This is a genomic window from Streptomyces sp. NPDC050806, assembly GCF_055586425.1.
On record NZ_JBVJIF010000015.1, the window covers coordinates 91123 to 112789 of the forward strand.

Below are 21667 nucleotides of genomic sequence, written 5' to 3' on the forward strand. Positions count from 1 at the left end.
CGGGCCGGGCTCACCGCCGCGCGCCGAACACCCGCCGGTACGCACCCGGCGTCGTCCCCACGGCGGCCCGGAAACGGCGCCGCAGATTGACGGCGGAGGAGAGCCCGACCCGGTCGGCGATCGCGTCCACCGCGAGATCGGTCTCCTCCAGCAGCACCCGCGCCGCGTCGACGCGCCGCGCCAGCAGCCACTGGCCGGGGCTGACGCCGAGCTGCTCGGCGAACCGGCGCGCGAGGGTGCGCTCCGACAGCCCGGCACGCGTGGCGAGCCGGGCCACGCTCAGCCCGTCGCCCAGCCGGGTCAGCGCCCACTCCAGCACCGGAGCCAGCGAGGCGTCCGCGCGGGCCGGCGCGGCGGGTGCCGCCGCGTACTGCAGCTGGCTGCCCTCCCGGTGCGGCGGCAGCACCATGCTCCGCGCGATCCGGGCGGCGTACGCGGCCCCGTGGTCCGTGCGGACCAGGTGCAGGCAGAGGTCGATGCCGGCGCCGCTGCCCGCGCTGGTCGCCACGTCCCCGTGGTCCACGTACAGCACGTCCGCCTCGACCCGCACCGCGGGAAACCCGGCGGCGAGCTGTGCGGTGCGCTGCCAGTGCGTGGTGGCGCCGCGGCCGTCCAGCAGTCCGGCCTCCGCCAGCGCGAACGCGCCGCTGCAGATGCTCGCGACCCGGGCGCCCCTGCGGTGCGCGGCGCGCAGCGCGTCCCGTACGGCGGGGGAGGAGGGCACGCCGGTCGGCAGCCAGCCCGGTACGAGCACGGTGTCCGCGGTCTCCAGCGCGCCCAGCCCGGCCTCGACGAACATCGTGTACCCGCCGGTGGTGCGCAGCGCGCCGGGCCGCTCGGCGCAGACGGAGAAGTCGTAGCGCGGCGGATCGCCGCCCCGGGGCGCGCCGAACACCTCGGCGGCACCGGCGAGTTCGAAGGCGCCCTGCGGCTCGCGGAGCAGGGCCACCACACGGTGCGGGGTCATGGCAGAAAAGTACCCGACGGTGTCTTTCCTGACTCTCGTGGCGGCGTGCGGCACCGGGCGAGAGTCGTGCCATGACCGAACACACCACGACGCAGCACCTGAAGACCGCCGTCCGCGTCGACGGCGTCGACCCTGTGGAGATCGGCCCGGGGGTGACCGCCCGGCGGCTGCCGCGCACCGCGTACTCCCGTGGCTGGCTCCTCGACTTCGCGCCGGGCAGCCAGTTCCCCGTGATCGACGAGCATGCCACGGAGGAGCGGTACTACGTGCTCAGCGGCGAGATCATCGAGGGCGACGAACGCCATCCGGCCGGCACCTACGTGGTGTTCGCGCCGGGCAGCAGGCACCAGCCGCGCACGGATGTCGGCGCGCAGATCATCGGGTACACCGTCCTCAACGGCTGAGCGAACACCGTCCTCAACGGCTTGGAGAAGGGCCGTGCCCCGCTCCGCGGTGGCGGAGCGGGGCACGGCGGTGTGCGCGCAGGGCGTCGCTCAGATCAGGTCCATCGCGGCGACCTCGTCGGGGCGGCCGTAGCTGACCGGGCCCTGGAAGCGGTGCCGGGCGGTGGCGAACCACCACACCGTGGCGATGATCAGCACCACGGCCAGCGCGATCGGCGCGTAGTTGAACGAGCCGGGCGTGATGGGGGAGGCCTGCGGCAGCATGAACAGCACGTTGCTCAGCACGATCCAGACCACCGCGACGGCCGCGACGGGCTTGCCCCAGCGGCCCAGGTTCCACGGGCCGGGCTCGAAGGAGTCCAGCCGCAGCCGCAGGAAGATCGGCACGCCGTACGCCAGGAAGAGGCCGACGACGTTGACGCTGACGATGGCGGTGAAGGCGGTGTGCGACCACCAGCCGGGGATCACCAGCACCAGCGAGCAGGCGGCGGCGAGCCAGACGGCCTTGACGGGCGTACGGGTGCGGGGGGAGACCGAGTGCCACCAGCGCGAGCCGGGCATCGCGCCGTCCCGCGAAAAGGCGAAGATCTGCCGTGTGTTGCTCGTCATATTGGCCAGGCCGCAGAAGAGCATCGCGCCGATCACGATCAGCAGCAGGAACTTGGCGGTGCCGGTGCCGAGTGCGTCGATGAGAATTTGTACGGGCGGCGCGTCAGCGCTTGCTTCCGCTGCGTAGTCGCGGATCGCGTAGACCAGCGCGAGCATGAGGATCAGGCCGGTGATCGCGGAGTAGCCGATCGCCCGCATGATTCCCTTGGGCGCGTTGACGGTGGCGCCCACGGTTTCTTCCGACATGTGGAAGCTGCCGTCGAAACCGGTGAACGTCCAGCTGGTGACGAGCAGGCCCAGCAGCGCGCCGTAAAGGCCGTTCGTGAAACCGGTGTTGTTGGCGAAATGCGTCACGAACGACGCGGACTGGTGCTGCTCGGGCAGCACGGTCAGAGCCGCCACGATCACCACCATGCCGACCAGCAGCCACCACACCGAGATCCGGTTCAGGATCGCGACCAGGTGCACGGTGTAGGTGTTGGCCAGCGCCTGGACCAGCAGGATCGCCGCCGTGATGAGGACCGTGCGCTGCTCGGACACCTGGTAGGACGGCCACTGCATCGCGAGGAACGCCTGGATGAAAGTGGCCGCCGCGTAGCCGGTGGCGGCCGTTCCGCCGACCTGGCCCACGAAATTCAGCCAGCCCGTGTACCAGGACCAGGCGCCGCGGTGCCGCTTGGCGAGTTTGCCCGCCGAGAAATACAGCGCGCCGCTCGTGGGATAGGCGGAGGTGATTTCCGCCATCGAGGCGCCGATGAACAGTACGAGGATCGACACCGCGATCCAGCCGAATACCAGGATCCGCGGCCCGCCGGCATTCATGCCGAAACCGAAGGACGAAAAGATCCCGGATATGATGTTGATGATCGTGAACGAGATCGCGAAATTGTCGAACGCACGGAATCTGCGGGTGAGTTTCCGCGGATATCCCATGGCGTGCAGTGTGGCGTCGTCGTCCAGGGCGGCCGGCGGGGTCGCCGGCTTCGGTGAACGCACCCGCGAGAGGAATGCGGAATCGGACGCGGAGTCGGACACGGACGTACCTTTCTGGGGGGACGGGCGGTGCGCGCCGGCCGCACAGTGGGGGGAGCCGGCGGGTCGGAACCGGTTCAGGGGGAGTCCGGCGCGTGCGGGACCGGCAGCCCGCACCGGCGCCGTGCCCTGCTCAGCTGCTCGGCCGGGTCGCCGAACACGCTCCAGGGCATCCGCGAGGCGTACGGGCCCATGGCCGTGAAGACCGCCCGCGCCTCGAACTCGTGCCGCGCCATGCACAGCGCGTGTGCCAGATACGCCAGGTCCAGCACGGGCGTGAAGCGGTAGTCCGCCACCTCCGGCAGCCAGTGCTGGTAGATCCGCAGCGCCGTCGTGCGCCACTGCGGCTGCTCCCACGTGTGGTCGGCCAGCGGCGCCGCGGGGTCGTACGCGTCGACCGCGGTCACCAACGGCAGCAGCCGCAGCGCGGAGTTCGCGGGCGCGCGCTGGGCGAGGAACGCGGCGACGTCCCAGGCGGCGCCCGCCGAACCGCCGTGCCGGGCGAAGAAGCAGGCCAGGAAGCGGTGGTGGGCCTCGCGGTGCCAGGGGTCCAGCCGCAGGATGTGCGAGAACAGCGACCACGGGCCGGGCGGCGCGGTGATCAACCCCTCCGGCGCCGGGTCCAGATGGCGCTGGAAGCGGGCCAGCGAGAGCTTGGCGACCCACGGGGTCGGGTCCAGCGGGGCCAGCTCCGCCGCCCGGTCACAGGCGGACAGCGCTATCCGGCTCAGGGTGGTGGCGTGCCGGTCGCCGGTCTCGGCGGCGCGGGTGGCGCGCAGCGCCGCGACCCGCGCCCACAACAGGGCCGCCTCCGTGCCCGGTTCCTCGGCGAGCCAGCGCTCGGTCAGATCCGAATCCGCCGCTTCGGAGGCGAGAACCAGCGAACGGTGGGCGCGTACCCCGAAATCGCGCCGGGTCTCCCGCAACACCTCCCGGGCGCTGAAGTAGCGTCCGGCGCGCACATCCACACAGGCGCTCGCCAGCCGGCGATCGTCGGCCGCCGGATGCCATACGTACTGCCCTTCGAACAGGCCAGCGGCCATGCTGCGTGCCGTTCCTTTCCCCGTCGTCCAGCGATGTGGAATTACGGAGCCCGCGGCGTGGTCGGAATTGCTCCGAGGGCCCAGCTGACGCCACACCTTACTCAGGTGTCACACAGACCGAAACCATGCACTCAAGCAACTAGATTTTCTCCGACACCATGTCAACAATGTGTCAGTAAGCCGGGGTTCGACGGGGCCATGAAATGCGGCCCGTGGACGCAGGGCATGCCCGGCGACGTGTATCCCCGTGGGCCGAATCGCAGCCCCGGTCGCCGTGGGCTCCTAGGCCACCAGGTGCAGGGCCCCCGTGGCGGCCACCACTCCCGCACTCGCCAGCACCAGTCCGGCCCCGGCGAACGGCAACTTCGCGATCCGGATGCCGTGCGCGCGGCATCGCTCGAACCAGATCAGCGTGGCCAGTGACGCGAACGGTGTCACCAGCGGCCCGACGTTCACACCGATCAGCAGCGCGAGCAACTGCGTGTGCGCGTCGGCCGGAATCACCGACTCCGTCGACAGGTAGGCAGGCAGGTTGTTCAGCACGTTCGAGAGGCCCGCACCGACGGCTGCCGTACGCAGCAGGCCGGCGAAGCCGCCGTCACTGCCGACGGCGGACATCAGCAGGTCCCGCAGTCCCAGCGAGCTGATCCAGTCCACGACGAGGAACATCCCCGGTACGAGGGCCAGCAGCCGCCACGGCACCAGCGACCAGCGCAGCTCGCCCCGGCGGCGCACGAAGAACGCGGCGGCGGCGAGGAGAGCGGCTCCCGCGGACGCGACGGGGAGCGCGACGTCGAAGCCGATGATGGCGGTCAGGAACAGCCCGCACGCCGCGGCGCACACCCCGAACAGCCATGGGTCGGCGGCCTCCGGGCGCTCCGGCGGCACGTACGCCTCGTCACCGCGCGCCGACCGCCGCCAGTAGAAGCCCCACAGGCACACCATCGTCACGGCGATGGCCGCGAGTTGAGGGGCCCACATCACCGCTGCCATCTCCGTGGGCACCAGCACCACTCGCTGAGCGGCCAGCAGGTTCGTCAGGTTGGACACCGGCAGCAGCAGGCTCGCGGTGTTGGCGAGCCACACGGTGGTCATGGCCAGCGGCACCGGGCGGATGCCCACGCGGGAGGCCAGGGCCAGCATGACGGGGGTCAGCAGCACCGCCGTCGTATCGAGGTTCAGGGCGATGGTGGTGGCCGAGGCGAGGGCGACGCACCACAGGAACAGCAGTGGATAGCTGCCGCGCGCCAGGCGCGCGACCCAGGTGGCGGCCACGTCGAACACTTGCGCACGGCCGGCGAGTTCGGCCAGCACCACGGCGGTGAGGAGAAAGGCGAGCAGCGGGGCGATGCGCTCGCCCACTTCGAGGGCCCGCTCGGAGGGCAGGGCACCGGTGCCCCACAGCAGCAGGCCGGCCGCGAGCAGTGCCACGGCCAGCCCGTCGAGATTGAGGACGCGTCTCCGCAGAAAAGTGACGGCAGGTGAGGAGATCGCACTCGCCCACCTGCCACGGAGGCTCAGGTCTCCTACCATGGGGCGCATGTTATCCGAGGGGGGAACGCAGAACAGTACCGGCGAGCGCCCGCTCTTCTTCGTGAGCTATTCGCCCGCGGACGAGGCCTGGGCGACGTGGATCGCGTGGACGCTGGAGCGCGAGGGGTACCGCACGGTCATCCAGGCATGGGACTTCACCGCCGGCACGAACTTCATCGACTACATGGACCGCGGGGTGAGCGAGTCCGCCGCGGTGATCGCCGTGCTGTCGCAGAACTACGCGCGCTCCCGGTACGGGCGGATGGAGTGGCAGGCCGCCCTGCGTGCCTCCCCGGACAATCCGGAGCAGCGGCTGATCACCGTACGGATCGACGAGGCGCCGATCGACGGGCTGCTCGCCACCATCACGTACATCGACCTGGTGGCTGCCCGGGGCGAGGCGGAGGCGCGGGAGATGCTGCTGGCCCGCGCGCGGGACGCACTGAACGGGCGGGCGCAGGCGTCGGGACGGCCGCGTTTCCCCGGAGCGGCGACGAGTTCCCCGCCGGTGCCGCCGCAGCGGACGGCGGCGACCCGCAACGGCGACCCGTGGTTCCCCGGGCGGCTCCGGCCGCGGACCGCCCCGGTGTTCCCGCTGAACGCTCCGGAGCGGGAGGGCGACCACATCAGCGTGCTGCACCTGCCGGGGCCCGACTTCGGGCGCGGCAACGAGCCGGACGACACGCTGCACGAGCTGCGCGGTGACCTGCTGGAGCTGCAGGACGCCGACGCTCCCAGACCGGACCTCGTCGTGGTCACCGGCAATCTGACGGCCTCCGGCACTCCGCGCGAGTGCGGGCAGGCGCTCTCCTTTCTGACCTCCTTGCGTGCCCAGCTCGACCTCCGCCCCCACCAGGTCGTCCTCGTACCGGGCGCGGAGGACGTCAGCCTGAAGGCGTGCAGTTCCTACTTCTCCTCCTGCGAAGCCGACGAGGTCACGCCGCAGCCGCCGTACTGGGAGAAGTGGCGGCACTACGCGAAGCTGTTCCACGAGTTCTACGAGGGCATCGACCGGGTCTTCGCCGCCGACCAGCCCTGGACGCTGTTCCCCGTACCGGAGCTCAACACCGTCGTCGCCGGCTTCAACTCCACGATGGCGTACAGCCACCGGCCCGAGGACCAGTTCGGCTACGTGGGCCGGGACCAGATCACCTGGTTCGCCGAGGCCCTCCACCAGTACGAGCGGGACGGCTGGCTGCGCATCGGCGCGATACGGCACCCGCTGGAGACACCCGCGGCGACGGGCGGCCCGGGGGTCGGCCCGATCCGCGACGCCGAGGCGTTCCAGCGGCTGGCCGCACCCCGGCTCAACCTGCTGCTGCACGGCCCCGTCAACGACCCGCGCACCACCCGCCGCGACCCCGTCGACACCCGCCTCGGCACGCTCCCCGTCTTCGGCGCCGCGGCACCGGCCCGCTTCCAGCTGCTGAAGGTCTCCGCCTCCGGGGTCACCCGCTGGCACTCTCCCACCGCCCCCGCCGCCGAGTTCCGCGAGGAGTGGGCGCGCGTCCGCACCCCGCTGGGCCCCCAGGCATTCCCCTCGCAGGCACCGAGGCAGGAACCCGACCCGGTCCGCGACACCTTCACCGACCAGGTGAAGGAGATCTGCCGCGCCAAGTGGCAGGACGTGGGCATCCGCGATGTCACCGTGCGGCGCGGCGACGACCCCACCACCCAGTTCGTCGCCACCTGGCAGCGCGACGGCCTCGTGTTCCAGTCCCGTATCGCCGCGCTGCCCGGTGACCCCCGCGAGGAGGACCTGGCGCGCTTCGCCGAACAGGTCCGCGGAGCCGAGGGCACCACGGCGGAGAACGTGCTGGTGTACGGAGGCCAGGCGCCACCGCGGGAAGTGGCGGAGCGCTTCGGCGACCGCATCCGGGTACGGAGCTTCCTGGAGTTCCAGGGCCTGATCGATCTGCGCGCGTACGTGGCCGACCAGACCGCGCGGCTGAGTGCCGACCGCGCCTACCGGCCCGAGCTGTACCTGCCGCAGCGGTACCGAGAGGTCACTCCCCGGTCCGAGGGCGGGGGGCACGGCCGCCTCGTGGACGAACTGCTGGACACCCTGGACACCGAGCACGGCCGGTTCGTGCTGCTCCTCGGCGACTTCGGCCACGGGAAGACCTTCTCCCTGCGGGAGCTGGCCCGGCGGCTGCCCGAGCAGTCCGCGCACCTGACGCCGGTGTTCATCCCCCTCAACACCTTCGACCGGGCGCACAGCCTCATGGGCCTGGTGACCACGCACCTCGCCAACCACGGGGTGAGCCGCATCGACACCAACGCCCTGCAGTACATGATCCGCCAGGGCCGCATCGTGCTGCTCTTCGACGGCTTCGACGAGCTGGTCAACCGCGTCAGCTACGACCGTGCCGCCGACCACCTGCAGGCGCTCCTGGACGCCGCGGTCGACAACACCAAGATCGTGGTGACCAGCCGCACCCAGCACTTCAAGTCCACCGAGCAGGTCTTCACCGCCCTCGGCGAGCGCGTCGGCGCCCTGCCGCAGCGCCGCGTGCTGACCGTGGAGAGCTTCCAGCCGCAGCAGATCAAGGAGTACCTGGAGCGCACGTACAACTCCCGGGAGAAGGCCGAGCAGCGGTACGACCTCCTCGCCGGCATCCCCAACCTGCTGGAGCTGTGCGGCAACCCGCGGCTGCTGTCCTTCGTCACCGCCCTCAGCCACGAGCAGCTGCAGTCCGTGGCAGGCGCCGGGCGGACCCTGAGCGCTGCCGGACTGTACGAGGAAGTGCTCACCGCGTGGCTGGAGTTCGAGGTCGAACGGGGCAGCGGCGGGCCGGGAGCGGCACCGGGCCTGTCGCTGGAGGACCTGTGGAAGGCCGTGTCCTCGCTGGCCGTACGGCTGTGGGAGACGCGGCGCAGCGTGCTGCGGCTGGACGAGCTGGCCGAGACCACCGGGTGGGCCCTGGACGGCCTGACCCGGTCGCACATGACGGCCGAGGAGCGGGCGCAGGCCGTCGGTGCGGGCAGCCTGCTGGTGCGCACCGAGGACGACCTGTTCCAGTTCATCCACTCCTCCGTCGTGGAGTGGCTGATCGCCCGCGAAGCCGCACGCCAACTGGCCGGACCGGAGGAGGGCACCCCGCCGCTGCTGGCGGCGCGGCCGCTGACGCAGCTGGCCGTGGAGTTCTTCTGCGACCTGGCCGACCGGGGCGACTGCCAGGAGTGGGTGCGCCGGGTCCTCGGCGACACCACCGCCCCGGACAGCCCTGCCCGGCAGAACGCGGTGCGCGTCAACCACCGGCTGCGCATCCCCACCGACGTGGCCCTGCGCGGCGTCGTGCTGCGCGGGGAGAACCTCTCCCACCGCGACTTCTCCGGCGTCGACTTCACCGGCGCCGACCTCGGCGAAACCGTACTGACCGGGGCGAAGCTCGCCGGAGCCGACCTCACCGGCGTCAACCTGACGGCCGCCAACCTCGACGACGCCGACCTTTCCGGCGCCTGCCTGGAGGGCGCCGACCTCTCCCGTGCCCGCCTGATCCGCGCCGACCTCCGCGGCGCGCGCCTGTCCGGCAGCCGCTGGACCAGAGCCGCCCTGGTCAGCGCCCGCATGGACGCCGAGCAGCAGTCCGCGCCCGAGCTGCGCTCCGCCGCGCTCGCCCCGGGCATGCCCGTCGACGTGGGCCTGCGGCCCGCGGCCGTCGGCGTCCCGTACGGCTTCGACCTCAACCACGTCCGGCTGCCCGAGCCCATGGCGTACGCGCGCGACGGTGAGCTGCTGGCCGTGGGCACCGAGGACGGCGGTGTCCTCATCTGCGACCCGGACGACGGGCGGCCGCTGCGCACCCTGCGTGGGCACCACGGGCGCGTGTACGCCGTGAAGTTCGCACACGACCTGCTGGTGACGGGCGGCGCCGACGGCCATGTGGTCATCTGGGACCCGGCCACCGGCAGGGAGCGACACCGCCTCGAAGTGCATCCCGACGGCGTCTGGCCCGTCGTCGTCGAGCCGACCGGCAAGCTGCTGGTGACCGGCGACAAGGAGGGCCTGGTCACCGTGTGGGACCCGGCCGCCGGCCGCCCGGTCCACCACCTGGCCGGGCATGCGGCTCCGGTCTACACCGCCGGTTTCAGCCCGGACGGCACGCTGCTGCTCACCGGCGACACCTCCAGCCGGGTCCGGATGTGGGACCTGGCCACCGGGCAGTGCGTCCGCGAGATCGACGGGCACCGCGGCTCGGTGTACCGGGCCGTGTTCGCCCCGGACGGTCGGCGCTTCGTCACCGCGGACAACGGCGACGGCGAAGGCGGTCACGTCCGGGTCTGGGAGACGGGGACCGGACGGCTGCTGCACGACTTCGCCGGCCACCCCGAGCGTGTGTACACGCTCTCCTTCCACCCGAACGGCAAGTGGCTGGCCAGCGGCGACACCTCCGGACAGGTGCGGCTGTGGGACGTGTCGGTCGGTGCCTCCCTGGGCTGCCTGGAGACGCTGGGAGGCGGCGTGTACCAGGTCCGCTTCGATCCGGCGGGCAAGCACCTGGCGGCCTGCGGCAGCAATGGCTCCGTAAGGCTGTGGACGGTGTCAGGCACGTCGACCCCGGACCTGCGGCAGCACTCGAAGCAGCCCGAGGCGCACCGCGGTTCCGCCTGGTGTGTCGCCTTCCGGTCCTCCCGCGCCGCCGACGCCTCGCCGGGCAGGTCCCAGCTGGTCACGGTCGGCAACGACGGCGGGGCCCACATCTGGGAGATCGCCGCCGGGCGCGGCAAGCGGCTGGTGAACGGGCACAACCGCCGGGTCGTCGCCGTCAGCTTCAGCTCGGACGGCGAGCGGATCAGCGTGGGCGGCAACGACGGCGCGGTGCGCGTGTGGGCGGTCCGTACCGGCAAGTGCCTGTCCACCTTGCAGGGGCGTGGCGACCGGCTGGTGTCGGCCCTGTTCAGTCCCGCGCCGGAGGGGCAGGTGGCGGCTGCCAGCAACGACGGCGACGTGTACCTGTTCAGCTCGTCCGACGGCGAGTACCAGCGGCAGTTCGACGCCAACACCGAGCACGTGTGGGCACTGGCCTTCGGCAGCGACGGCGAACTCCTGGCCACCGCCAACGACGACGACACCGTCGGCGTATGGAACCTCCGCAGTACCGGAGGGCACGTCACCACCCTCTCCGAGCACGCGGGACGGGTCCGCTCCATCGCCTTCCGCCACGACTCCGAACGCCTCGCCACGGGCTGCGACGACAGCGTGGTACGCATCTGGGACGTGCGGGGCGGCTTCATCCGGCACACGCTCCGCGGCCACCGGGACCGGGTGTACGGGGTGGCGTTCGGCCACGACAACTCCTGGGTGGCGAGCGCCGGCTGGGACGGCGACGTCATCATCTGGCGCGGCGGCGCCGAGGCCCTGCGGATGCGCGGCTCCGGCGAGCGTCTCTGGGCGCTGGCCGCCCATCCGTCCCTGCCCCTGCTGGCAGCCGCGGGCGACGACCGCACCATCCGCATCTGGCACGCGGAGACCGGCGCCGAGGTCCATGCCCTGACCGGGCACACCGGCAGTGTCCTGTCCCTCGACTTCTCCCCGGACGGCTCACTGCTGGTCAGCGGCGGAGAGGACGGCGTCGCACGGCTGTGGACCCTGGACGGGGAGCCCGCCCTGCGCGGCACCTTCCTCGGCCTCGCCGAGGGCTGGGCCGCCCTCTCGCCCACCGGCCGCTACAAGTCCCACGGCACCGTCAGCAATGAGTTCTGGCACGTCATCGGCATGACGCGCTTCGAACCCGGCGACCTGGAGGAACACCTGCCCTCGGTCCGCCGCATGGCCATGGGCGAGGTACTGCCCGGCCTCGACACCACCAGGGGTAACGCGTGACCACCACGGACCAGCGGCGCCCGCGCCGTATCCAGCGCGCGCTGCGCTGGATGTACGACTACCTCGACGTCCTGCTGCCCATCGCGCTGGCCTTCAGCGTCGGTCTCATCGACTTCACCAGCGACCTGGTGCCCGAGGACGCGCGCTTCGGTTTCACCATGGCGGTCCTCGGCATCATGGCCATCGCCACCTTCAAGGACCGTTCCGGGCACGGCAAGGCGGTGGAGGACGCGGTCACCCGGTCCGTACACCCGCTGGAGGAGCAGGTCGAGCGGACCGCCCGCAGCCTGGAGGACAACGCGCTCATCCGGACCGTTCGCCCCGACGAGATGTACGACGTCCACCGCCGTGCCCGGCAGGACACCACGCAGTGGCAGTTCAAGGGCGGCACGGGCTCCCACATCCGCCCGGTCACCCTGCCCGAGCTGGTCCAGGCCGCCCGCGAACGCCGCTCACGGCTCACCGTCCACATCGAGATCATCGACCCGGGCTCGACCGACTCCTGCCAGGAGTACTCCCGCTTCCGCCAGAGCTTCAGCCCGCCGGGCAGTTCCAGTCCCTGGACGCTCGACCGCACCCGCAAGGGCTCGTACGCCACGGTCCTGGCGGCGTTCTGGCACCTGAACCGGCTCCCCACGCTCGACATCAGCGTGCACACCACCACTCGCGTCAGCGCCCTGCGCTACGACCTCTCCGACAGGTACCTGATCCTCACGCAGGACGACCCGACGAGGGAGAACTTCCTCATCGAGCGGGAGTCCCTCCTCTACAAGTACTTCGAGATCGAGCTCCACCAGAGCCGGAACCACGCACCGCGCATCGACTTCTCGGGGGCCACGGAGCTGTCGGACTACCCGACCGCCGACGAGGCCCGGACGTTCTTCGACGCGGTGGGCAAGCCGCTGCCGTCGTACTCCGACTCCGAGGTGAGCGAAATCATCGAACTGGCCCTGAACGGCGTGGACCCGTACCGGAGGTGACATGCACTTCCACGACCTCGAGCAGCAGCTGGACGGCCCCATGGCCGCCGCCGCTGCCACCGCATACTCCGCGCGCCTGCTGGAGCAGGTGTCGGCCGAGACCCTTGACGTACCCGTCGTCCACCATCCGCTGGGCTTCGTGTGCCTGCCCGTCGTCCGCGACGGCGAACTCGGCGTCTGCCTCCACTTCTTCGGGCACGGCACCGACACCGAGCCGGGTGTCGAACCGCACCACGCCCACAGCTGGGACCTGACCAGTCACGTCCTGTACGGGCGTGTCGCGCACGAGCCGATGGACGTGGCCGAGTCCGGGGAGCCGACGCACCGGATATACGAGGTGCTCAGCGAGGCCGACGGCAGGGACGAAGTGCACCCCACCGACACCCTGGTGCGTGGCGACCCGTGCCCGCCCGAGGTGTGCACGGCAGGCGAAACGTATCGTCTCCCCGCGGGGCTCTTCCACGCCTCCCGCTCGGACGGGCCCGCCGCCACCCTCGTCCTGGGCCGCTCCCGCCCCGGCGGCCGGGACCTCTCGCTCGGCCCGGTCGACGCCCGGGGCCGGGACCGCACGACCACCCGGCGCCGCTGCGCCGGAGCCGACACCTCGCGACTGCTGCGCACCGCCCTGAGGAGGCTGCATGCCGGGTGACCTGGACCGTGAACGCCGCATCGCCATGGCCGCCGCCGAGGAGGCCGGCGCCCTGCTCGCCGCCTCCTTCAACTCCGCGCACACCGTGCACGCCAAAGCCGGCCGGGACGTGGTGCTGGACCTCGACCTCGCCGCCGAGAAGATCATCCTGACGCGGTTGCGGGAGGCATTTCCGGACGACCGGATCGTCTCCGAGGAGGCCGGGGGCGAGGGGCCTCAAGGCGGCCGCACCTGGCTGGTGGACCCCCTCGACGGAACGAACAACGTGGCCATCGGGCTGCCCGCGTACGCCGTCGGCATCGGCCTGATGGACGGAGGGAAACCCGTCCTCGGCGTCGTCCATGAGCCCGTGACCGGCTCCACCTTCCACGCCGTCGCAGGCCGGGGCGCATACGGACCCGCCGGCCGGCTCCCCGGGCCCGCCTCGGTCCTCCCCGAGTCCGGACCCGTGGTCGCCTGGACGCAGGGGTACGGCGTGGGCCGGGACCCGACGGCTGCCCGGATACGTGCCGAGCTGGAGCGCGGGTCCTGGCGGGTGCTGCAGTTGTGGGCGCCGCTGCTGGGGTGGGTGCTGCTGGCGCGGGGGACGATCGACGCGTTCGTGGGGTACTGCGCCGAGGGGGTGGACCTGCCGGCCGGGGCGTTGCTGGCCGCCGAGGCCGGGGCCGAACTGCGCACGCTGGACGGCCAGGTGTTCACACCGGAGCACACCGGACCACCGGAGGGACGGAGTTTCGTGGCGGCGCGAGGGGAGAACCTGGCCTGGGGGCGCCTCAGGTGCGCTGTGTGATCAGGTGCCCCGGGTGAGAAGCCGCCGGCCTTCCCGGCGGAAATTGCGTGGCGTGCCGGTCGGCCGCAGGGCTACGGTGGGGCCGCACGCCACGACGACCGGCCGATTGCCGTTCGCCGGCGTGTGGTTCGGCTGTGGATGACGAAGGAGGTGTGACCGATGGCTGTCGTTGCGATGGGTGCTGCCCGCACTCGGACGATCATCAGTTCCGCTTCCGCGATCCCCGGCTGACACTTTCGGCTTCTCTTCTCGCGCCCTCTGCGGCGCGCAGTGCCGGGGTCGCCCTTGTGAAGGGTTTCCCTTGACTCTCTCTTCTGCTTCATCTGCCGCGTCTTCGTCGAGCCCGCTGTCGCCGTACGGCTGGGACGACGGGTTCGCGGCGAGCTTCGCCCCCTTTGCCGGGCAGGGCCTGCTGCCCGGCCGCCTCGTGCGCATCGACCGCGGCCGGGTGGACGCCGTCGTGCCCGACGCCGAGGGCGTCCGCACCGTCCTCGCCTCCACCGCGCCGGTGGCCACCGGCGACCCGCTGAAGGTCCCGTGCACCGGCGACTGGGCCGTCATCGATCCCGGCAGCGGGCCGGACGCCGTCGTCCGCGCGCTGCTCCCGCGGCGCACAGCCCTGGTGCGCTCCGCCTCCTCCAAGCGGTCCGACGGCCAGATCCTGGCCGCCAACCTCGACACCGCCGTCATCGCCGTCTCGCTCGCCGAACCCCTCGACCTCGGACGCGTCGAACGCTTCGTTTCCCTGGCCTGGGAGAGCGGCGCCACCCCGCTCGTCGCCCTGACCAAGGCCGACCTGGTGCCGGACGGGGCGGGCCTGGCCCATCTCGTCGCCGACACCGAGGGCGCGGCGCCCGGTGTGCAGGTACTGGGCGTCAGCGTCGCCACCGGGGCGGGCCTGGACGTCCTCGCCGCGGCGCTGGCCGGCGGCACCGCCGTCCTGCTCGGCCGGTCCGGCGCCGGCAAGTCCACCCTCGCCAACGCCCTGATCGGCGCCGACGTGCAGGACGTGCACGCGGTACGCGACCGGGACGGCAAGGGCCGGCACACCACGACCACCCGTGACCTGCTGGTACTGCCCGCCGGCGGGGTGCTGATCGACACCCCGGGGCTGCGCGGCGTCGGCATGTGGGACGCCGAGGACGGCCTCGCCCGTACCTTCACCGACGTCGAGGAGCTGGCCGCCGAGTGCCGGTTCCACGACTGCGCGCACACGTCCGAGCCCGGGTGCGCGGTGCTGGCGGCGGTGGACACGGGCGAGCTGGCGGAGCGCCGCCTGGACAGCTACCGCAAGCTGCTCCGCGAGAACCAGCGCCTGGTCGCCAAGACCGACGCCCGGCTCCGCGCCGAGCTGCGCCGGGACTGGAAGCAGAAGCAGGCGCTCGGCCGGCACATGGGCGAGCGGAAGCGGGGGACGCGGGGGTAGCCGGGCGGTCCGGGCCGCCCGTGCGCGGGCGGCCCGGACGCCATGTCCGATTTCCGCCGGAAGCCGTCGCCGGGATCCCGCACACTGGACGGTGTGATGGACGAAAGCAGCAGGTACGAGGCGGTGGCGAGCCGGGACGCGCGCTTCGACGGAGAATTCTTCTTCGCCGTGGTGACGACCGGCATCTACTGCCGTCCGAGCTGCCCGGCAGTCACCCCGAAGCGCGTCAACGTGCGGTTCTTCCCGTCCGCCGCGGCCGCCCAGGGCGCCGGCTTCCGGGCCTGCCGCCGCTGCCGCCCGGACGCCGTCCCCGGCTCGGCCGACTGGAACGTCCGGGCCGACCTCGTGGGCCGCGCCATGCGCTTCATCGACGACGGCGTCGTCGACCGCGAGGGCGTCGCGGGCCTCGCCGACCGGCTCGGCTACAGCGCCCGCCAGGTGCAGCGCCAGCTCACCACCGAGCTGGGCGCCGGTCCGGTCGCCCTGGCCCGCGCCCGCCGCGCGCACACCGCGCGGATCCTCCTCCAAACCACCCCGCTGCCGGTCACCGAACTGGCCTTCGCCGCGGGGTTCGCCAGCGTCCGGCAGTTCAACGCCACCATGCGGGAGATCTACGGCTCCACCCCAAGCGAGCTGCGCGCCCGCGCCCGCGGCCACGCGGCGCCGGGGCACGGCGGCACGCCCGGCGGCGTCCCGCTCCGGCTCGCCTTCCGCGGCCCGTACGCCGCCCGGGAGATCTTCGACGACCTGGCGGCAGCGGCCGTGCCCGGCATCGAGGAGATCGTCGGCAGGCCCGGCACCCGTACGTACCGCCGCACCCTCCGCCTCACGTACGGCACCGCCGTCGCCGAGGTCGACGAGCGGCCCGGCAGGCCCGGCGGACCGGCCGGCTCCGACTGGCTCGACAGCCGGCTGCACCTCACCGACCTGCGCGACCTGCCGACCGCGAGCCAGCGGCTGCGCCGCCTCTTCGACCTGGACGCCGACCCGTACGCGGTCGCGGCCCGGCTGGCGGCCGACCCGCTGCTCCGGCCGCTGGTCGCCGCCCGCCCCGGGCTGCGCTCGCCGGGCGCCGCCGACCCTGCCGAGCTGGCCGTACGGACCGTGCTCGGCGGTCCTCCGGAGCGCGCCGCCGCCCTCGTGCGGGCGTACGGCAAGCCCCTGGACGCCCCCGACGGCACGCTCACCCACCTCTTCCCGGCCCCGGCCGAACTGGTGGCGGCCGACGCGGGGGAGGGGGTGCGGGCCCTGTGCGCCGCGCTCGCCGACGGCGCCGTCGACCTCGAAGCCGGCGCGGACCGGGACGCCGCCGAACACGCCCTCACTGCGCTCCCGGGCGTCGGCCCGGCCGCGGCGGCGGTCATCAGGCGGCGCGCGCTGGGCGACCCCGACGTGGGCCCGCCCGGCCTCGCCCCCGCCGGCGCCGACCACCGGCCGTGGCGCTCGTACGCCCTCCAGTACCTCCGGCACGCCGGCCTCAGTACCGGTGCCGCACCCGGATCCGAAGACCACGACCAGAAGGACATCTGCGACCATGCCGCTCTACACGCAGCTTGACAGCCCCCTCGGCCGGCTGACCCTGGTGGGCGAGGCGTCGGCCGGCGCCCCGGGCGGCACGGTGCTGACCGCCCTCTCCGTCCCGGAGCAGAAGGGCGGCGTCGTGCCCGCGCCGGACTGGACCCGCGAACCGGCCGCCTTCGCCGAGGCGGAGCGGCAGCTGAAGGAGTACTTCGCGGGCGAGCGCCGGGAGTTCGGCCTGATGATGGCGGCGCGCGGCACGGCCTTCCGCGAGCGCGTCTGGGCGGCGCTGGACGGCGTGCCGTACGGCGAGACCGTCAGTTACGGCGAGATCTGCCGGCGCATCGGTGCCGCGCGGCCCGCCGTACGGGCCATCGGCACCGCGATCGGCGCCAACCCGCTGCTGGTGCTGCGCCCCTGTCACCGCGTCATCGGCGCCGACGGCTCGCTCACCGGCTACGCGGGCGGCCTGGACCGCAAGCGCGCGCTGCTCGCGCTGGAGGGCGCCGCCGCGGTCCGCTGATGCGTTCGCGGAGCACCCGTTCGTGCACTGTTTCCCGGCCCACCCGCGATGGACAATACGGGGCATGAGCCAGCAGGGGGACACACGCGGACACGAGGACGACTGGTGGCACGAACTGTACGAAGCGGGTGACGGCAAGCCCGGTGACGCGGGCCCCTCGGCCGCGCCCGACTCGCTCGACGACCGCGTGGACTCCGCCCTGCGTGCGGTCGGTGCCGCCGGCGCCGAGCCCGTCGCGGAGGCCGCGCCCGCCGTGCCGCCGCCCACCGCGCCGCCGCCCGGCGAGCCCTGGCCGGTCGCCGAGGCCGCTTCCCTCGCGCCGCCCGTGCCGCCGCCCGCCGTGGAGTTCGTCGGGGACCGGCCGCCCACGTACGCGGCCGAGCCGGTCGCGCTGCCCGCCGCCGATCCGGCCGACCTCGCCGGGCTGGTCCCGGACACCGAGCTGGACGGCGCGCAGTACGGCACGCTCACGCTGCGTGCCGCCTCCGTACGGGGCGACTCCGCGCGCTACCGCGGCGACCCGCGCCGCGACGCCCTGCTCACCGCCCGTTTCGGCGCCGGGCGGCAGACCCTGATCCTGGTCGCGGTCGCCTCCGGCGCGCACGCCTCGCCCGAGGGCCACCGGGCAGCCCGCGACGCCTGCCGGTGGATCGGCGCCGCCGTCGGCCGCTCCGGTGCCCGGCTGGCCGACGACATCCGCAGCGGCCGCCGGGAAGCCCTCAAGTCGGGGCTGCAGCGGCTCGCCGACCGCGGCTACGGCCGGCTGCGGGCCCGCGCCGCCGAGCTGGGCCTGGAGCCGCACGCGTACACCGCGTCGCTGCGCTGCCTGCTGCTGCCCGCCGACCCCGCCTGCCGCACCCGGGTGTTCTTCGGCGTCGGCGGGGGCGGCCTCTTCCGGCTCCGGGACGGCGTCTGGCAGGACCTGGAGCCGCCGCTGCCACCGGCGGCAGCGACCGGCGGACCGGTCGTCGGGTACGGCACGCGGCCGCCCGGCATCCCGGCGCAGCGCGGCCTCGCCGACCCGGAGCCGACGATGAACCTCGGCGTCACCCGGGCGCCGGGCAGCCACGAGAGCGCCGGGGAGGCGGCCGAAGGGACCGGTACGGCGGCCGACGGGACCGGTACGGCGGCCGACGGGACCGGTACGGCGGACGGTCCGACGGTCGGCGGGCCTTCCGGCGCGGCGGGCGAACCGTTCCGTTTTCGTGCCTCGGTGGCCCGCGCCGGCGACACCCTGCTGCTGTGCAGCGCGGGCCTCGCCGAGCCGCTGCGCGAGGCGCCCGACTTCGCCGCGCGGCTGGCCGGGCGGTGGGCCGAGACCGAGCCGCCGGGACTGACCGCCTTCCTGGCCGACGCCCAGCTGCGCCTCAAGGGGCACGCGAAGGACCGTACGGCCGCCGCGGTCTGGGACGGCTGAAACGGCAGCCGGGGGACGCGGGGGCCGGGCCCCGCAGCGCGCCGTACGCCTTCCGGGGCCGCTCCGGGGAGGAGTGGTAGAACCGACCCGATGCCGCAAAGACGGGCAAAACCCCGCCGGCGGCACGAGCCACTGATCCCCACCCGAAGGGCGTGCGCGCGATGGCGAAGCAGACCGTGGCCGAGCAGTTCGTCGACATCCTGGCACGGGCCGGGGTCCAGCGGCTCTACGGAGTCGTCGGCGACAGCCTGAACCCCGTCGTCGACGCCATCCGCCGCACCTCGGCCGTCGAATGGGTGCAGGTACGGCACGAGGAGGTCGCGGCGTTCGCGGCCGGCGCCGAGGCGCAGATCACCGGCCGGCTCGCGGCCTGCGCCGGGTCCTGCGGGCCGGGCAACCTCCACCTCATCAACGGCCTCTTCGACGCGCACCGTTCGATGGCCCCCGTACTGGCCCTGGCCTCGCACATCCCCTCCAGCGAGATCGGCACCGGCTTCTTCCAGGAGACCCACCCCGACCAGCTCTTCCAGGAATGCAGCCATTACTGCGAGCTGATCTCCAGCACCAAGCAGATGCCGCGCGTCCTGCAGACCGCGATCCAGCACGCGGTGGGCCGCAGCGGCGTCTCGGTGGTCGCGCTGCCCGGCGACATCGCGGGCGAGCCGGCGCCCGAGCGCGCCGAGGAACACGCGCTGGTCACCTCGCGGCCCTCCGTCCGCCCCGGCGACGCGGAGATCGCACAGCTCGCCCGCATGATCGACGGGGCCGGCAAGGTCACGCTGTTCTGCGGCAGCGGTACGGCGGGCGCCCATGCCGAGGTCATGGAACTGGCCGAGAAGATCAAGTCGCCGGTCGGCCACGCGCTGCGCGGCAAGGAGTGGATTCAGTACGACAACCCCTTCGACGTCGGGATGAGCGGTCTGCTCGGGTACGGCGCCGCCTACGAAGCCACCCACGAGTGCGATCTGCTGATCCTGCTCGGCACGGACTTCCCGTACAACGCCTTCCTGCCGAAGGACGTGCCGATCGTGCAGGTGGACGTGCGTCCCGAGCACCTCGGCCGCCGCTCCACCCTGGACCTGGCCGTCTGGGGCGACGTACGCGAGACCCTGCGCTGCCTGACCCCGCTGGTCGAGGAGAAGAAGAACCGCCGGTTCCTCGACCGGATGCTGAAGAAGCACGCCGACGCGCTGGAGGGTGTGGTCAAGGCGTACACCCGCAAGGTCGACAAGCACGTGCCGATCCACCCGGAGTTCGTCGCCTCCGTGCTCGACGAGGAGGCCGCGGACGACGCGGTCTTCACGGTCGACACGGGCATGTGCAACGTCTGGGCGGCGCGGTACCTCACCCCCAACGGGCGCCGCCGCGTCATCGGTTCGTTCACGCACGGCTCGATGGCCAACGCGCTGCCGCAGGCGATCGGCGCGCAGCTGACGGACCGCCGGCGGCAGGTCGTCTCGATGTCGGGCGACGGCGGATTCTCCATGCTCATGGGCGACTTCCTCACCCTGGTGCAGCACAACCTGCCGGTGAAGGTCGTACTGTTCAACAATTCAGCGCTCGGCATGGTCGAGCTGGAGATGCTGGTCGCCGGGCTGCCCTCGTACGGCACCGACAACCACAACCCCGACTTCGCCGCCATCGCCAGGGCGGCCGGCGCGTACGGCGTCCGGGTGGAGAAGCCCAAGCAGCTCCGCGGCGCGCTGCGGGACGCCTTCAAGCACAACGGGCCCGCGCTCGTCGACGTCGTCACCGACCCGAACGCGCTGTCCATCCCGCCGAAGATCAGCGCGGACATGGTGACCGGCTTCGCGCTCTCCGCCGGCAAGATCGTGCTGGACGGCGGAGTGGGCCGGATGGTGCAGATGGCCCGGTCCAATCTCCGCAACATCCCGCGCATGTGAGCCGTCCCCGCCCAGCGGGGCACATGCCCCGCACCTGTGCCCGGCGGTGGCACAAGACGTCAGGGGCTTCCGGGCTGCGACGGCCCGCCGTAGCCGCGCGGACACGGACGTAGACGCACCGGGCCACTCGGCGGACCCGCCCCCTCGACGGCCCGCCGGGAGGCGGAGCACCGGCTGCGGCAGCGGACCGGTCGGCAGCGGGGCGAATTGGCCCTACGGACGGCCGCGCCGCCGCCGGGCTGCCGCCCTTGTCATGACAGCCGGACCGGACCTTGGTCGGTACCAAACGGGCATCCCGTGGCATATTCGGGAGCACGGGGCGAAGCTTGGCATCTCTCCCGGTGGGCATGGTTCGCCGTGAGGTCGTCCGGAAGATCGGCGACACGGGAACGCTCGGGGCGGGGAGGATGAATCGTCAGCCTGTACGGGGCGAGCAGGTGCACGGACGGGGCGGCGGGCCGATCACCGGGCCCGTTGACACCTGCATCGACACATGGACCGAGGGACAGCGGCCGAGGGCCATCCGGCGCCGGCTGCGCCGCGCCGACCTCACGGCGGTGGCGGACGTCCGCAAGGATCTGCGTCACCTGCTGCTCCACTGGGGGGAGACCGGCAGGTCGGACATCGCGGAGCTGCTCATCAGCGAGCTGGTGACCAACGCTCTGGTGCACACCGACCGGGGGGCCGTGGTGACCGCCACGGTGACCGACCGTCTGCGGGTGGAGGTGCGGGACTTCGTGTCCCGGCGGCCGCGGTCCCGCAGACCGACCACCGAAGGCACTTCGGGGAGAGGACTGATGCTGGTGCGCTCGCTCGCCGACGCCTGGGGCATACGGATGCACGGGGTCGGCAAATGCGTGTGGTTCGAACTGGGCGGCACGGGGATCTGAAGGCCGTTCTCCGTACCTCCCGTACGCGCGGGCCGCGCACCGGCACACGGCGGCGGGGCGGGCCAGCACGAGCCCGCCCCGCCCGCCCACCCCGGGCGGGGCGCCCCGGCGCCCCTCCACAAAAGACGGCACGGAATCCGGAGCGATGCAACCCG

Annotated in this window: 15 protein-coding genes; 11 read left to right on the top strand and 4 right to left on the bottom strand. The window is 72.9% G+C overall.

Annotated elements, in window-relative coordinates:
• Nucleotides 1-10: 10 nt before the first annotated feature.
• Entirely contained in the window at nucleotides 11-967 is a 957-nt protein-coding gene (locus ACZ6WH_RS36605) for a GlxA family transcriptional regulator (protein WP_469734132.1), read from the bottom strand.
• 71 nt (nucleotides 968-1038) lie between these two features.
• Here ACZ6WH_RS36605 and ACZ6WH_RS36610 point away from each other — a divergent pair, with 71 nt between their 5' ends.
• Entirely contained in the window at nucleotides 1039-1371 is a 333-nt protein-coding gene (locus ACZ6WH_RS36610) for a cupin domain-containing protein (protein ID WP_469734135.1), read from the top strand.
• 90 nt (nucleotides 1372-1461) lie between these two features.
• Here ACZ6WH_RS36610 and ACZ6WH_RS36615 read toward each other — a convergent pair whose 3' ends face one another.
• From ACZ6WH_RS36615 to ACZ6WH_RS36625, 3 genes are all read right to left on the bottom strand, one after another.
• Nucleotides 1462-2913: an amino acid permease gene (locus ACZ6WH_RS36615; RefSeq protein ID WP_469734236.1), complete on the bottom strand. Its 1452-nt coding sequence runs from the start codon at nucleotides 2911-2913 to the stop codon at nucleotides 1462-1464.
• Between the two features lie 176 nt (nucleotides 2914-3089).
• Nucleotides 3090-4055, bottom strand: coding sequence for a hypothetical protein (locus ACZ6WH_RS36620; protein WP_432859815.1), 966 nt, complete (start codon nucleotides 4053-4055; stop codon nucleotides 3090-3092).
• Between the two features lie 282 nt (nucleotides 4056-4337).
• The gene (locus ACZ6WH_RS36625) at nucleotides 4338-5588 is read right to left on the bottom strand and encodes an SLC13 family permease (RefSeq protein WP_469734137.1); all 1251 of its coding nucleotides are present in this window, start codon (nucleotides 5586-5588) and stop codon (nucleotides 4338-4340) included.
• Nucleotides 5589-5595: 7 nt separating this feature from the next.
• Here ACZ6WH_RS36625 and ACZ6WH_RS36630 point away from each other — a divergent pair, with 7 nt between their 5' ends.
• The 10 genes from ACZ6WH_RS36630 (at nucleotide 5596) to ACZ6WH_RS36675 (ending at nucleotide 21512) form a co-directional block, all read left to right on the top strand.
• On the top strand, nucleotides 5596-11415 hold the full coding sequence (locus ACZ6WH_RS36630) for a WD40 domain-containing protein (protein ID WP_469734139.1): 5820 nt from the start codon (nucleotides 5596-5598) through the stop codon (nucleotides 11413-11415).
• Nucleotides 11412-12395: a hypothetical protein gene (locus ACZ6WH_RS36635; protein ID WP_469734141.1), complete on the top strand. Its 984-nt coding sequence runs from the start codon at nucleotides 11412-11414 to the stop codon at nucleotides 12393-12395. Before ACZ6WH_RS36630 ends, ACZ6WH_RS36635 begins: the two co-directional genes overlap by 4 nt.
• A gap of 1 nt (nucleotide 12396) precedes the next feature.
• Nucleotides 12397-13044, top strand: coding sequence for a hypothetical protein (locus ACZ6WH_RS36640; RefSeq protein WP_469734143.1), 648 nt, complete (start codon nucleotides 12397-12399; stop codon nucleotides 13042-13044).
• On the top strand, nucleotides 13034-13834 hold the full coding sequence (locus tag ACZ6WH_RS36645; protein ID WP_469734145.1) for an inositol monophosphatase family protein: 801 nt from the start codon (nucleotides 13034-13036) through the stop codon (nucleotides 13832-13834). The genes ACZ6WH_RS36640 and ACZ6WH_RS36645 overlap by 11 nt, the downstream gene beginning before the upstream one ends.
• Before the next feature lie 301 nt (nucleotides 13835-14135).
• On the top strand, nucleotides 14136-15260 hold the full coding sequence (rsgA, locus tag ACZ6WH_RS36650) for a ribosome small subunit-dependent GTPase A (RefSeq protein ID WP_469734147.1): 1125 nt from the start codon (nucleotides 14136-14138) through the stop codon (nucleotides 15258-15260).
• Nucleotides 15261-15356: 96 nt separating this feature from the next.
• The gene (locus tag ACZ6WH_RS36655) at nucleotides 15357-16817 is read left to right on the top strand and encodes a bifunctional transcriptional activator/DNA repair enzyme AdaA (RefSeq protein ID WP_469734149.1); all 1461 of its coding nucleotides are present in this window, start codon (nucleotides 15357-15359) and stop codon (nucleotides 16815-16817) included.
• Nucleotides 16795-17301, top strand: coding sequence for a methylated-DNA--[protein]-cysteine S-methyltransferase (locus ACZ6WH_RS36660; RefSeq protein ID WP_469734151.1), 507 nt, complete (start codon nucleotides 16795-16797; stop codon nucleotides 17299-17301). The genes ACZ6WH_RS36655 and ACZ6WH_RS36660 overlap by 23 nt, the downstream gene beginning before the upstream one ends.
• 64 nt (nucleotides 17302-17365) lie before the next feature.
• Nucleotides 17366-18718, top strand: a complete 1353-nt coding sequence (locus tag ACZ6WH_RS36665; protein WP_469734153.1) for a protein phosphatase 2C domain-containing protein — start codon at nucleotides 17366-17368, stop codon at nucleotides 18716-18718.
• A gap of 161 nt (nucleotides 18719-18879) precedes the next feature.
• Nucleotides 18880-20622, top strand: a complete 1743-nt coding sequence (locus tag ACZ6WH_RS36670; protein WP_469734155.1) for a pyruvate dehydrogenase — start codon at nucleotides 18880-18882, stop codon at nucleotides 20620-20622.
• Between the two features lie 407 nt (nucleotides 20623-21029).
• Nucleotides 21030-21512, top strand: a complete 483-nt coding sequence (locus tag ACZ6WH_RS36675) for an ATP-binding protein (protein WP_469734157.1) — start codon at nucleotides 21030-21032, stop codon at nucleotides 21510-21512.
• Nucleotides 21513-21667 lie beyond the last annotated feature (155 nt).

Bases quoted from the DNA above. Each gene is read 5' to 3' on its own strand.
- ACZ6WH_RS36655 (WP_469734149.1), top strand. From the start codon at position 15,357: ATGGACGAAAGCAGCAGGTACGAGGCGGTGGCGAGCCGGGACGCGCGC.
- ACZ6WH_RS36610 (WP_469734135.1), top strand. From the start codon at position 1,039: ATGACCGAACACACCACGACGCAGCACCTGAAGACCGCCGTCCGCGTC.
- ACZ6WH_RS36660 (WP_469734151.1), top strand. From the start codon at position 16,795: ATGCCGCTCTACACGCAGCTTGACAGCCCCCTCGGCCGGCTGACCCTG.
- ACZ6WH_RS36665 (WP_469734153.1), top strand. From the start codon at position 17,366: ATGAGCCAGCAGGGGGACACACGCGGACACGAGGACGACTGGTGGCAC.
- ACZ6WH_RS36630 (WP_469734139.1), top strand. From the start codon at position 5,596: ATGTTATCCGAGGGGGGAACGCAGAACAGTACCGGCGAGCGCCCGCTC.
- ACZ6WH_RS36625 (WP_469734137.1), bottom strand. From the start codon at position 5,588: ATGGTAGGAGACCTGAGCCTCCGTGGCAGGTGGGCGAGTGCGATCTCC.
- ACZ6WH_RS36645 (WP_469734145.1), top strand. From the start codon at position 13,034: ATGCCGGGTGACCTGGACCGTGAACGCCGCATCGCCATGGCCGCCGCC.
- ACZ6WH_RS36605 (WP_469734132.1), bottom strand. From the start codon at position 967: ATGACCCCGCACCGTGTGGTGGCCCTGCTCCGCGAGCCGCAGGGCGCC.
- ACZ6WH_RS36640 (WP_469734143.1), top strand. From the start codon at position 12,397: ATGCACTTCCACGACCTCGAGCAGCAGCTGGACGGCCCCATGGCCGCC.
- ACZ6WH_RS36675 (WP_469734157.1), top strand. From the start codon at position 21,030: ATGAATCGTCAGCCTGTACGGGGCGAGCAGGTGCACGGACGGGGCGGC.
- ACZ6WH_RS36615 (WP_469734236.1), bottom strand. From the start codon at position 2,913: ATGGGATATCCGCGGAAACTCACCCGCAGATTCCGTGCGTTCGACAAT.
- ACZ6WH_RS36670 (WP_469734155.1), top strand. From the start codon at position 18,880: ATGGCGAAGCAGACCGTGGCCGAGCAGTTCGTCGACATCCTGGCACGG.
- ACZ6WH_RS36620 (WP_432859815.1), bottom strand. From the start codon at position 4,055: ATGGCCGCTGGCCTGTTCGAAGGGCAGTACGTATGGCATCCGGCGGCC.